Annotated in this window: 11 protein-coding genes; 9 read left to right on the top strand and 2 right to left on the bottom strand. The window is 43.4% G+C overall.

Features of this window, described 5'->3' with window-relative positions; genetic code table 11:
- Positions 1-119 precede the first annotated feature (119 nt).
- The 9 genes from trpC (at position 120) to HMPREF1154_RS10065 (ending at position 9,606) form a co-directional block, all read left to right on the top strand.
- The gene (gene trpC, locus HMPREF1154_RS10105) at positions 120-848 is read left to right on the top strand and encodes an indole-3-glycerol phosphate synthase TrpC (protein ID WP_009642451.1); all 729 of its coding nucleotides are present in this window, start codon (positions 120-122) and stop codon (positions 846-848) included.
- Positions 848-1,471, top strand: a complete 624-nt coding sequence (locus HMPREF1154_RS10100; protein ID WP_034567320.1) for a phosphoribosylanthranilate isomerase — start codon at positions 848-850, stop codon at positions 1,469-1,471. Before trpC ends, HMPREF1154_RS10100 begins: the two co-directional genes overlap by 1 nt.
- 9 nt (positions 1,472-1,480) lie before the next feature.
- The gene (trpB, locus tag HMPREF1154_RS10095; protein ID WP_009642474.1) at positions 1,481-2,668 is read left to right on the top strand and encodes a tryptophan synthase subunit beta; all 1,188 of its coding nucleotides are present in this window, start codon (positions 1,481-1,483) and stop codon (positions 2,666-2,668) included.
- Entirely contained in the window at positions 2,661-3,422 is a 762-nt protein-coding gene (gene trpA, locus HMPREF1154_RS10090) for a tryptophan synthase subunit alpha (protein ID WP_009642461.1), read from the top strand. Before trpB ends, trpA begins: the two co-directional genes overlap by 8 nt.
- Before the next feature lie 175 nt (positions 3,423-3,597).
- Entirely contained in the window at positions 3,598-6,504 is a 2,907-nt protein-coding gene (locus HMPREF1154_RS10085) for a glycoside hydrolase family 3 N-terminal domain-containing protein (protein WP_009642486.1), read from the top strand.
- 10 nt (positions 6,505-6,514) lie between these two features.
- Positions 6,515-6,961 (top strand): hypothetical protein, encoded by a 447-nt coding sequence (locus HMPREF1154_RS10080; RefSeq protein WP_009642452.1) that lies wholly within the window; start codon positions 6,515-6,517, stop codon positions 6,959-6,961.
- A 114-nt stretch (positions 6,962-7,075) separates the two neighbouring features.
- Positions 7,076-7,450: a fluoride efflux transporter CrcB gene (gene crcB / locus HMPREF1154_RS10075; protein WP_009642476.1), complete on the top strand. Its 375-nt coding sequence runs from the start codon at positions 7,076-7,078 to the stop codon at positions 7,448-7,450.
- Between the two features lie 131 nt (positions 7,451-7,581).
- The gene (locus HMPREF1154_RS10070) at positions 7,582-8,943 is read left to right on the top strand and encodes an ATP-binding protein (RefSeq protein WP_009642487.1); all 1,362 of its coding nucleotides are present in this window, start codon (positions 7,582-7,584) and stop codon (positions 8,941-8,943) included.
- A gap of 72 nt (positions 8,944-9,015) precedes the next feature.
- A complete protein-coding gene (locus tag HMPREF1154_RS10065) occupies positions 9,016-9,606 on the top strand; it encodes a Uma2 family endonuclease (RefSeq protein ID WP_009642448.1) in 591 nt (196 codons plus the stop codon).
- Positions 9,607-9,702: 96 nt separating this feature from the next.
- On the opposite strand, the gene HMPREF1154_RS10060 is transcribed toward HMPREF1154_RS10065, so the two are convergent.
- The gene (locus tag HMPREF1154_RS10060; RefSeq protein ID WP_009642482.1) at positions 9,703-10,566 is read right to left on the bottom strand and encodes a cbb3-type cytochrome c oxidase N-terminal domain-containing protein; all 864 of its coding nucleotides are present in this window, start codon (positions 10,564-10,566) and stop codon (positions 9,703-9,705) included.
- A gap of 194 nt (positions 10,567-10,760) precedes the next feature.
- The gene (gene ccoN, locus HMPREF1154_RS10050; protein ID WP_009642450.1) at positions 10,761-12,956 is read right to left on the bottom strand and encodes a cytochrome-c oxidase, cbb3-type subunit I; all 2,196 of its coding nucleotides are present in this window, start codon (positions 12,954-12,956) and stop codon (positions 10,761-10,763) included.
- Between the last annotated feature and the right edge of the window lie 10 nt (positions 12,957-12,966).

Below are 12,966 nucleotides of genomic sequence, written 5' to 3'. Positions count from 1 at the left end.
AAATATCTGTATAATCTAATTCGTTAAGACGCAATTTATTGCGTCTTAGAAAGTTAGCAAATTTGTATCTTAACGATAGAATTGCATTAACAATTAACAATTGATAATTAACAATTACTTTGGATATATTATTACAAATAAAACAGCAAAGAGACCTACAACTCCAGCGAGAGTTCACTTCTGTGGAGCGCCCCTCTTTTTTTAAGGCGCTGGCACAAGAAGGCATACGTATCATAGGAGAGATCAAGCGGGCTTCTCCTTCCAAGGGACAGATAGCCCTTGAGGATTTTGACCTCTTAAAGCAAGCGGCTCACTATGTGGAGCATGGGGTGGCGGCTTTCTCTATATTGACCGAAGAGGCTTATTTCAAAGGAGATAACACCTTTATCCCTCAGGTAGTAACGGCTTTCCCTCAAATACCTATACTAAGAAAGGACTTTATTTATACCCCTTTTCAGGTAGCACAGGCTAAGTTCTTAGGGGCTTCGGCTATCTTGCTGATAGTGAGAATGCTTTCCGATGAGCAGTTACAGGCACTCCATGCCTTGGCCTACGACTTACAAATGGACGTGCTGGTGGAGGTACATGATGAGGCTGAACTGCAAAGAGCATTGCGTATCCCTCAGTTGAAGCTATTGGGAATCAACAACCGCAACCTCAATACCTTTGAGGTTTCCTTGCAAACTACCGAGCGACTGCTATCCCAAATTCCAGAAGGACAACGCTCTTCACTCTTGGTGGTCAGCGAAAGCGGTTATCTGTCAAAGGACGATGTACGTTATGCCAAGACCTTGGGAGTAGATGCACTCCTTATAGGGGAAGCACTCATGAAAGGACTTTTATTCTAATGGAAAAAACAGCTTTGAAGATATGTGGCATTCGTAGTTTGGAGGAGATACAGGACTTGAAGGACTTGCCTATTGATTATTTTGGGTGTATCTTTGCTCCCAAAAGTCCTCGTTGTGTTTCTATGACATTGGCCAAAGAGATCACCGAAGTAGCCCATAGCGAAGGGAAGCGGACGGTAGGGGTCTTTGTCAATGCACCTCTTGAACAAATAATGGATACGATACGCCTTACAGGGATAGATGTGGTACAACTGCATGGAGAGGAGTCTGCCGACTTTTGCAAGACGCTGGCTGCTAAGGGAATAGAGGTGTGGAAAGCCTTTCCTGTATGGGGAGAGTTGCCTGAGTTGGGTGATTATCTACCCAATATTACCTTTCCCCTATTAGATACCAAGGGAGCCGCCGAAGGGGGTAATGGCTTTGCTTTCAATTGGCAACTATTGGAGGGGCTTCCTTCCTATAGCTTTATCTTGGCCGGTGGCGTCTCAGAGGAGAATGTACGAGAAGCGCTCCGCTATAAGCCTACAATTATAGATGTCAATAGCAAAGTGGAGCAAGGTGACAGAAAAAGCCGCTCCCTGATAGAAAAACTAATAAAAAAGATACATAAATACAATAAATAGCCTAATAATATGACAAAAAAAGCCTACTTTGGAAACTTTGGAGGGCAATATGTACCCGAAACGGCCATGTTTGCCCTAATAGAGTTGGAAAAAGAATACGAGAAAGCTAAAGGTGACCCTCAGTTCCAATCAGAATTGGAGGATTTGCTCAAGAATTATGTAGGTCGTCCTACACCCTTATATTATGCCAAGAACCTCAGTGCGCACTACGGACATGATATCTTCCTTAAGCGAGAAGATCTCAACCACACAGGGGCACATAAGATCAATAATGCCTTAGGTCAAGTACTTTTGGCCAAACGTATGGGTAAGAAAAAAGTAATTGCCGAGACAGGAGCAGGCCAACATGGAGTGGCTACCGCTACCGCGGCGGCACTCTTAGGGCTTGAGTGTGAGGTGTATATGGGAGCCGTGGATATGCAGCGCCAACAACTGAATGTCTTCCGTATGGAGCTTTTGGGGGCTAAGGTGGTTGCCATAGAGGACGGCCTCAAAACGCTCAAGGAGGCTACCACAGCAGCGATACAGTCTTGGGTGGCTGAGATAGAAACAGTCTTCTATGTGATAGGTTCTGCCGTGGGGCCACACCCTTATCCGACGATCGTAAGAGACTTCCAGTCAGTGATAGGTCGTGAAGCACGTGAGCAGCTCACCGCTTTGGGCAAGCATGCCGACCACATCATAGCTTGTGTAGGTGGCGGAAGCAATGCGATAGGCATTTTCTCAGGCTTTTTGGACGATACCTCTACCGAGCTCTATGGAGCTGAAGCAGGGGGCGAGGGTATAGATACCGAGAGACATGCGGCTACTCTTACCCTAGGGCGCGAGGGAATTATTCATGGAATGAAAACCTATGTTCTGCAAGACAAGTACGGACAGATAAGTCCTGTACATTCTATCTCAGCAGGATTGGACTACCCAGGAATAGGCCCCGAACATGCTTATTTGTTCCAAACTAAAAGAGCTCACTATGTTCCTATTACCGATGAGGAGGCTATGAATGCGCTGCTACTGACCACTCGTAAGGAAGGTATTATTCCAGCTATTGAGAGTGCGCATGCCTTGGCCTATTTAGACAAATTGTGTCCAACGCTTCCTAAGGATAAAAAGCAAACCATTGTGGTAAATGTATCAGGTAGGGGTGACAAGGATATGCACACCGTTTTTTCAGTATTAAAAGGAGAAAAATATGAATAAGAATACCATTGCTACTGTTTTCAGTGAAAAAGAAAAGGTTAATATAGGTTACATTGTGGCAGGTTATCCCTCTGTGGATTTTACCAAATCGTTCCTCTCCAATTTGGATAGAACAGCCATAGACATCTTGGAGATAGGTATTCCTTACTCTGACCCTTTGGCCGATGGCAAGCTCATCTCTCAGGCTTCTTTTGCTGCCTCCCAAGCAGGAGTAACTACCGATACAGTCTTTGACCTGCTCGCTTCGGTAAAAGGCACCATACATAAACCCTTAGTGTTCTTGGTCTATTACAATCTTGTCTTTGCTTATGGGGTAGATGCCTTTTTGCAGAAATGTGCAGAGGTAGGTATCAGCGGGCTGATTATCCCCGACCTTCCCTATGAAGAAGCGCAAGAGCTGGTAGAAAAGCTTAGAGCGCGCCATATTGCTTTTATTCCACTAGTGAGTGTAACTTCCGAGGGGCGTATCGCCTCTATTGCTTCCTTAGGTGATGGTTTTGTATATGCAATTGGCTCTCTGGGGGTTACAGGAAGCAAACAAGTGGATCTGCCACGTCTTCAGGAGTTTATTGCGCGAGTGAGATCCCAGACTTCCTTACCTGTATCCTTAGGTTTTGGTATCAAGACCCATGCCGATGTAGCGCAGATGCGCCAATATGCCGATGGGGTCATCGTAGGTACTAGTATTGTGGCACTTACTAGCTCCAACAACCTCGAAGAGGCGATTACTCAAATAAATGAACTCTTTAAATAATGATTAATTGTTAATGGTTAATTGTTAATTTGTAGGGGCGAATGACAATTCGCCCTTTTATTGTTGGCAAATTATCCTTTTATTATTAGCAATTCTCCCTTTCGTTTTGTTTAAAAGTAGTTTTTGCTATGGGGGGTATTTTTCCTTATTTTTGCCCTTTAAAATAAAAAGCAAAATGAGATTCTTTTTCTTACTGTTTTTCTCCTCTTTGGTAGCTTTCTCTCAGCAGATAGACCCACTTCGTACCAAAGACGAACAAGCACAAACACGCTGGGTGGATAGCCTGTATAACTCCATGAACTTGGATCAAAAAATAGGACAACTATTTATGGTTCAGGCTTTTAGTTCGCATACAGCCAAGCAGCAGAAACCTATCAAGGATTTGATTAAGAAATATCATATCGGAGGGATTATCTTCTCCAAAGGTTCCCCTGTGGCTCAGGCAAAACTTACCAATGAGTTCCAGTCTATGGCCAAAACACCGCTCTTGGTGGCTATGGATGCTGAGTGGGGATTGGCTATGCGCCTTGATTCCGTTTATGCCTTTCCGTGGAATATGACTTTGGGTGCCCTCAAGGACAATGCCTTGGTGGAGCAAACAGGCAAACGTATCGCCCAACACTGCAAGCGCTTAGGAGTGCATATTGATTTTGCTCCTGATATAGACATCAATACCAATCCAAAAAATCCTATCATAGGCAACCGCTCCTTTGGCGAAAGCAAGTTCAATGTTGCCCAGAAAGGCGTAGCTCTCACCAAGGGCATGCAGAGTGTAGGGGTATTGGCTTGTGGCAAGCACTTCCCTGGTCATGGGGATACCGAAAAGGATTCTCATAAGACCCTCCCTACTGTCTCTTTCTCTCGCGAACGCTTGGAGAGTACCGAGTTCTACCCCTTCCAACAGCTTATCAGTGCAGGAGTGGCCTCCCTTATGGTAGGTCACCTGAATGTACCTGCCTTAGATGAGGGCAAGCCTACCTCTATCTCCTACAAAGTGGTCTCTGGACTGATCAAGCAGCAAATGGGATTCCAAGGACTCATCTTCTCCGATGCCTTGGGGATGAAGGGCGTGGCCGACTATGCCGAGTCTTCCCAAGTGGATCTACAGGCTTTCTTGGCGGGTAATGATATCCTTTTGATGTCCTCCGACCCTATCAAAGGGATAGAAGCACTCAAGAAGGCTTACGAGAAAGGAGAGATCAACGAATACCGCTTGGCACATTCGGTGAAAAAGATACTTAAAGCTAAGTACTGGGCAGGACTTAATAAGTACAAACCTGTGTCACTAACCAACCTTACCCAAGACCTTAATACCAAGGAGGACGACCTACTTGTAGAAAAAATCTATGAGAAGGCCATTACCTTAGCCCAAAACCCTAAAAATGTACTGCCACTAAAGAACTTAGATACTAAGAAGACTGCATATATCAAGTTTGGTGATGATTCAGGGTGGGAGTTTTTCAAGAATTTACGCTATTATCAGGACGTAGTACAGCTCAAGAGTGGTTCATGGGAGGCACTCAAGAAAGAAATGGCACCCTACGACTGTATTATCATTGGTTTGCACCGCTCTGGCGCCTCTCCTTGGGCAGAATATAAGTTCAATGCTCAGGAGTTGGCACTTCTCCAAAATATAGTCAAGGAGAAAAAGGAAGTGATACTCTCTATCTTTACCAAACCTTATGCCCTTTTGGACTTGCCAGACCTCAGCCATTTTGCGGCTGTAGTAGTGGCCTACCAGAATGTACCTTTTGCGCAGCAGAAAGCAGCCCAACTCATCTATGGGGCGATTCCTTTTGAGGGTGTCTTGCCGGTAACTGCTCATAAGAGTATCCTCTTTGGTCGTAACCTACCTACCAAATCCCTCAATCGCTTGGCCTACGGTTTGCCTGAGAATGCGGGGTTGAACTCGAAAAATTTTTACAAGATAGACTCTATAGTAACCGAAGCTATTCAAAAGCAAATGACCCCGTCGGCTCAAGTATTAGTAGCACGTAATGGGGTAGTGGTCTATCAGAAGAGTTTTGGCCGCTGTACCTATGATAAGAACGCCGAACAGGTAACCAATAATACCTTATACGACTTGGCTTCACTGACCAAGATTCTCTCTACCCTGCCTGAGCTAATTGACCTATATGACAAACAGAAAATAAAGCTCAATGCCTCCCTCTCTACGCTGCTTCCTATGCTCAGTGGTACCAATAAAGCCGATATCACTGTCAAGGAGGCACTCTCTCACTATGGACAATTACAGGCTTGGCTGCCTTTCTATCGTAGAACCATGGATACAAAGACCAAAGTACTCTCTTCTGATATCTATAACTCCACACTTACACCCAAATATCCAACTCAAGTGGCCGAAAATATATTTATCACAGATCATTATCGTGATACTATCCTACAATCTATTGCGAAAAGTGACCTTATCAAGCAAAAAAAATACCTTTATAGCGACCTTTCTTATTATCTATTTCAAAAATATATAGAGAATACCAAGGGCAAACCGCTGAATGAGGTGGTAGAGAAAGATTTCTATAAGAGTATGGGGGCTTATCAGCTCACTTACCGCCCTTTAGACCGCTTTCCTAAGGAGCAAATAGCCCCTTCAGAGGAGGATAAGAGCTTCCGCCAACAGCTTCTCCGTGGTTATGTAAATGATCAAGGAGCAGCTATGCTTGGTGGAGTAGCAGGTCATGCAGGACTTTTTGGTACAGCCAATGATGTGGCTAAGATGATGCAGCTCTACTTGCAGAAAGGCTATTACGGAGGGATACGCTACTTCTCCGCCAATGCTTTTGATGCTTTCAATAAGAGCTATTTTATCTCTGAACGCAATCGCCGTGCCTTGGGCTTTGACAAACCGCAACTTCCTGGACAGGGAGGCTATACCTGTGGCTGTGTATCGCCTGAGAGCTTTGGTCATACAGGCTTTACAGGTACCTTGGCTTGGGCAGACCCTGCCACTCAGACCATTTATGTCTTCCTCTCCAACCGTACTTTTCCTACCGCCGAGAACAAAAAGTTGATTACCGAGAATATCCGTGCCAAAATCCAAAAGGTAGTACAGGAATCTATCATGTAGTTCTGAGTATATGGAAAAGAATTTTTATGACTTAGAGCTTATCAAAATATTAGAAGAACATATAGAAAATGGAGATTTTCAAATAATAGAATCTAATATCTATGTTGATAAGGTGAATGCTAACCTGCCTTTTAAAGGGAGTAGAGTTAATTTTGAGCAATTAGAAGAGTATCAAAGAATATTTTTTGATGATTATGAAACACTTGTTCCTTTTATAAGGGATATTGCAACTAAGGTAGGTATAAAACCAGATGAAAAAGTGGTTTATATGGGAGATAATGTATCGAACCTAACCTATATATTCTCATTTGAATATTTAGATAAAGTCATTGTAGATATATTAGATAATATACCTGAACATCATTACTTTCTATCTCAAGATATGAAGTGGATTCTGTATATATCATATGAAGATTGTGCAGAATTTGCGTTGATAAATAAAGAGAGTTATATGTAAGCAAATTATATTTTTTCTCCCACAAAGCCAGTGAATACAACAGCAGAGTATGTAGGAGAAAATATAGTTTGTTTATGACAAACTCATACCAAGAGGGTATTAAAAATCAAGAAAATGACAAAAGAAATACTATTTGTAGGATTGGGTAGCTTTGTAGGTGGAGCCTTACGCTATATACTCTCAGGAGTTTTTAGTAAGGTAGGACGAGAATGGGCATTTCCCATAGGTATTATGTTGGTGAATGTCTTAGGCTGCTTTTTGATAGGGCTGCTGTATAGCTACTTTAAAAATAGGGTAGGGGAGTCTCTTCTGCCTTTATTACTGATGACAGGCGTTTTGGGTGGTTTTACTACCTTCTCCACTTTCTCACTCGAAACTGTACAGCTATTAGAGCAGCATGAATATCTAAAAGCTACTCTTTACGTGGTAGGCAGTGTAGGACTGGGAGTAGGAGCGTGCTTTGGAGGAATGAGACTGTTGGGTAATTAGACAATTATTTCTTTGGATTTTCTCAGAAAACAGCGAATTATTTCTTTAGATTTTTGTAAAAAACGACGATTTATTTCTTTGGATAATTTAATTTTTGTATCTTTGCCCTCTGATATATAACTACTTATAAGATGTATTATCCAAGGCTAATAGACAACTACTTAAAAGAATGGGCTTTACGCCCTATTCGCAAACCTTTATTGTTAAGGGGTGCCCGTCAGGTGGGTAAATCAACAGCCGTAAGAGAGTTGGGCAAGCAGTTTGAGAATTTCGTAGAAATAAACTTAGAAAAACAACCCTCGTTTATATCCCTCTTTCAGGGAGACCTCGATGTAAAGCGTATAGTACCCCAGCTTTCAGCTATGGTGGGCAAGCCTATTGTTGCTGGGCAAACACTACTTTTTATAGACGAGATACAGACCTCCGCCGAGGCGATTATGGCATTGCGTTTTTTTAAAGAAGATATGCCTGATTTGCATGTAATAGCAGCAGGCTCGCTCTTGGAGTTTGCCCTCGAAACACTGCCTACCTTTGGGGTGGGGCGTATTCACTCTATGTTTGTCTACCCAATGACCTTTGATGAGTTCCTAAGGGCTTGTGGTGAAACCTTGCTGTTGGAAGCACGCAATAGTGCTACAGCTGAAGCGCCTTTACCACTTCCCTTGTATGAGAAGTTAGTAGGGTTATTTCGTTCTTATATGTTGGTAGGGGGTATGCCAGAGGTAGTAGCCAAGTGGGTAGCCACACGCGATTATTTGGCTTGTCAAGAAGTGCAAGATGATATTGTACTTACCTATCAGGACGATTTTCCTAAATACCGAAAGAGAGTAGACCCAACCTTGCTCAGGCTTACCCTGCAAAGTGTAGCCCTACAAATAGGTAGAAAGTTTGTCTACTCACAAGTGGGGGGAGGATATAGTGCCCATGAGGTGAAAAAAGCGTTGGAAATGCTTATTTTAGCAGGGATAATCACCCCTGTAACACACACCAATGCCAATGGACTACCCTTAGGCAGTGAAGCCGACCCTACTTATAGAAAAATGCTACTGCTTGACAGTGGGTTACTACTGCGTTGGCTTGATATGACGGGCGACATCTCAGCGCTTACGGCTCAAATACTCACCCAAAACCCTACTGACTTAGTAAACAAAGGGGCACTTACTGAGATGATTGCGGGGCTTGAATTGTTACGATACCGTACCCCCAATATGCGACATGAGCTGTTCTACTGGATGCGCAAAGCCAAAAATGCACAAGCAGAGGTAGATTATCTGGTACCCTACCAGTCGGCAGTATTGCCTATAGAGGTAAAAGCAGGTACACAAGGAGGCATGAAGAGTCTGTGGCTGTTTATGCGAGAAAAGAAGCTAAAGAATGCTGTTAGAGCCTCATTGGAGAATTTCGGAGTGTTCACCTATACCGATACAGAAGATAAGTCAGAACGTACAGTGAGAGTATGTCCACTGTTTGCTTTATCGCAAATGGGGCAGTAAGTTCTGAAAAATGATTTGGCAATTTGGTGATTTATCACTATCTTTGTCTCTGATAATCTAAAAATACTTACTATGAGTGACGTTATTACCAATATTGAACAACTAGACCTTATCAATGGTGTATATACCTATGCTGATTATGTGCTTTGGAAAATAAAAGATAGGTTGGAAATCCTCAAAGGTAAAATCTTTAAGATGAGTCCAGCTCCTGCTATTTCTCATCAAAAAATATCTGGGAATTTGTATGGCGAGATGTATCATTATTTCAAAGGAAAATCCTGCAAACTTTTTGCAGCTCCTTTTGATGTAGTACTCAAGAACAAAAAGGGCGTAGAAGATAGTGTTGTACAGCCTGATATCTGTGTGGTGTGCGACTCTAAAAAGTTAGAGAACGATAAGCGTTGTTTAGGCGCGCCTGATCTGATTATTGAGATACTATCACCAGGCAATACTAAGAAGGAGATGCGCTACAAATATGAACTCTATGAAGAAGCAGGTGTATACGAATATTGGGTAGTACGCCCTATTGACAAGGAAATCACCCAGTTTGTACTTGAAAATGGCAAATACCGCGCTCTTCCTCCTATCATAGAGGGAGATATAGTTTCTTCCGTTAAATTTCCAGAATTAACAGTAGCAACAGAGGATATTTTTAGGCTATAGTATGCATTATCTTACAAAAAAAGTGCTTGTAGAACTTAGAACTACAAGCACTTTTCAATTAACAATTAACAATTGATAATTAACAATTGATAATGATTATTCTTTTTTCCAAATGATATCTCCTTCAGGAGCTTTAGGGCTAGCTGGGCTGCTACCTTGTAGGGAGAGTACATAGCTGGCTACCTGTTGGCGTTGCTTAGCGGTAAGGGTAGCTTTCCAGGCAACCATTCCTTTACCTTCACGCCCTCCTTCGGAGATGGTGTGGAATACATTCTTGATACCACCACCTAGAATCCAGTGGTCATCGGTAAGGTTAGGGCCTATTCCTCCACCAGCGTCAGGAGCGTGGCACATGATACAGTTGGCTTGGAAGATGCTCTTCCCTTCTTGTAGGCTAGCCGCATCGGTGAGTTCCGTAACGCTATCGGCATCAATCATACCTGGATTGGCCTTTTTGAAAGCCTCAATGGCTAACTTAGCATCGGTAAGTTCTTGTTCGTACTCAGCTTTTTGGTCAGGGCCACCGAATACTTCATACTTGAACAGATACACTACAGCAAAGATGATACATGCGTAGAAAAGGTATGTCCACCAAGGAGGGAGGTTGTTGTCTAGCTCCTGAATTCCATCATAGTTATGGTCAAGGATAATCTCGGATTCTTTCTCCAAAGGCTTCTGGTCAAGCATTTTGGCGACAAAGCGTCCCCACCAGCTGTTTTGTTCGGCCAGCTCTCTTTGGCGTTTTTGCTCATCAGAAAGCAAGTGGTCTAAAAGGTCTTCTTTGCGATAGGCAACCATCTCTATGCCGATAAGGATAAGAGTCAGAAAGATCAGAAAGCCACCAATGGAAGGGATAGAAGTAATGGCCGAAGCTGCTTCTGTCCCATATATATATTCTAACAATAAGGCAGCGAAGCCTACAATGATAAGAATACGTATTAAAGCTAATAAATTTCTCATAAAATGTTGTTGTTTTGATCGTCGTCGTTTAAAGGAAGGTTACTAATCTCATTCAAGTCCTTTTTCTTGTAGGAGAATACCCACCAGAAAAGGGCAATGAAAAAAGTAAAGCAAATAATCAAAGAAATAATCGGGTAAAGTGAAACACCTTCGATGGAGGCCATGTGGTGTTTGATAAACTTCATCATAACGAATTATTTTTCAGCGGTTTCTTTTTTTGCTTTGATATCTACACCCAATCGTTGTAAGTAGGCAATCATAGCCACGATTTCACGTTTTTCGATGGGGATAAATTGCTCTCCACGAACCTCGGCATTTTTCTTAGAAGCCTCATAGTCAGCCACAAAGTTAGGGTCGTTCTGCAAGCTATTAGCGATAGCACGCGCTTGTACGTCTAAGTTTTCATGAGCAAACTTGAAGTCGGATTCGTTGTAAGGTACGCCTAATTTGGCAAGGGTGCGCATCTTCTGTAGGAGTCTGTCGGTGTTTAGCTCATTCTTAATCAGCCAAGGATAAGAAGGCATGATACTTCCTGCAGAGGTCTGTCTTGGATCCAGCATGTGGTTGAAGTGCCAGTTGTTGTTGTACTTACCACCCAAGCGGTGCAAGTCAGGTCCGGTACGCTTACTTCCCCATAGGAACGGACGATCATAGACGAACTCTCCAGCCTTGGAGTACTCTCCATAGCGCTCTACCTCGCTGCGGAACGGACGTACCATTTGGGTATGACAGCCCACACAACCCTCACGGATATATAGGTCGCGACCTTCCAATTCGAGTGGGGTATAAGGTTTTACTTCGGCTATGGTAGGAATGTTTTCTTTAACCAATAGGGTAGGGATAATCTGTACTGCACCTCCTATGGCCACAGCTATAGTAGCCCAAATGGTCATTTGTACAGGTTTTCTTTCGAGCCAGTGGTGAAGTGTCTCACCAGCCACACGTCTCTTGCTGATAGGTGCTAAGGCTGGTGCCTCGGCAAGCTCATCGGTTACAGCTTGTCCTTGGCGGATAGTCTGTATAACATTGATAACGGCCAAGATAGCTCCAGTGATATAGAGTGTTCCTCCTATGGCACGCATAGCGTACATAGGCATAATGGCATTGACTGTATCAAGGAAGTTACCATATACTAAGTTTCCGTCGGGGGAGAACTGTTTCCACATGGTAGCTTGGGTAAAGCCTGCGATATAGAGTGGAATAGTATAGAACACGATTCCTAAGGTACCTATCCAGAAGTGGGTATTAGCCATACGTACAGAGTAGAGCTTGGTTTTCCACATCTTAGGCACGAGGTAGTAGATCATACCAAAGGTAAGGAATCCATTCCATGCGAGTGCTCCTACGTGTACGTGAGCGATGATCCAGTCGGTAAAGTGGGCAATGGCATTTACGTTCTTTAACGCTAAGGTAGGTCCTTCAAAAGTAGCCATACCATAGCCAGTAACAGCCACTACCAAGAACTTAAGCACAGGGTCGGTACGTACCTTGTCCCAAGCACCACGTAGGGTAAGCAGTCCGTTGATCATACCTCCCCAAGAAGGCGCTACGAGCATTACGGAGAATACCACCCCAAGGTTCTGTGCCCATTCAGGAAGGGCAGTATAGAGTAAGTGGTGAGGCCCAGCCCACATATAGATAAAGATCAAGCTCCAAAAGTGAATGATGGAGAGTCGGTACGAATATACGGGTCTTTCGGCAGCCTTAGGAATGAAGTAATACATCAGTCCCAAGAAAGGGGTTGTCAAAAAGAAAGCCACCGCATTGTGCCCATACCACCATTGCACTAAGGCATCTTGTACCCCTGCATATACAGAATAGCTCTTCATGGAGGTAAGGGAGATAGGGAACTCCAAGTTGTTGAAGATGTGCAGCAAGGCCACCGCTACGAAAGTAGCTAAGTAGAACCAAATGGCTACATAGATGTGGCGCTGTCTTCTCTTGATGAGGGTTCCAATCATATTGGCACCCCAAGCCACCCACACGATTGCAATGGCAATATCAAAAGGCCATTCCAGCTCTGCATACTCCTTGGAAGTGCTAAAGCCCATAGGGAAAGTAATAGCAGCGCCTAAGATGATTAGCTGCCAGCCCCAAAAATTAAGTTTGCTTAAGAAATCACTGTACATACGTGCCTTAAGCAAACGCTGCATAGAGTAGTAACTCCCTGCAAAAATAGCATTCCCTACGAAAGCGAAGATGACCGCATTGGTATGCAATGGACGCAAGCGACCAAAGCTCAACCACGATACGCCTTCGGTAAGCGTAGGAAACAGAAAATAGTAGGCCAATAGCAAGCCCACACTCATTCCTACAACACCCCAGAAGAGCGTCGCATAAATGAAGTTCTTAACAATTTTGTTGTCGTAATAAAATTGTTCCATTTCCATAAAAAAATGA

This window comes from Capnocytophaga sp. CM59 (genome assembly GCF_000293175.1).
Classification (GTDB): Bacteria; Bacteroidota; Bacteroidia; order Flavobacteriales; family Flavobacteriaceae; genus Capnocytophaga; species Capnocytophaga granulosa.
This window is presented reverse-complemented; position numbering and strand designations above follow the sequence as displayed.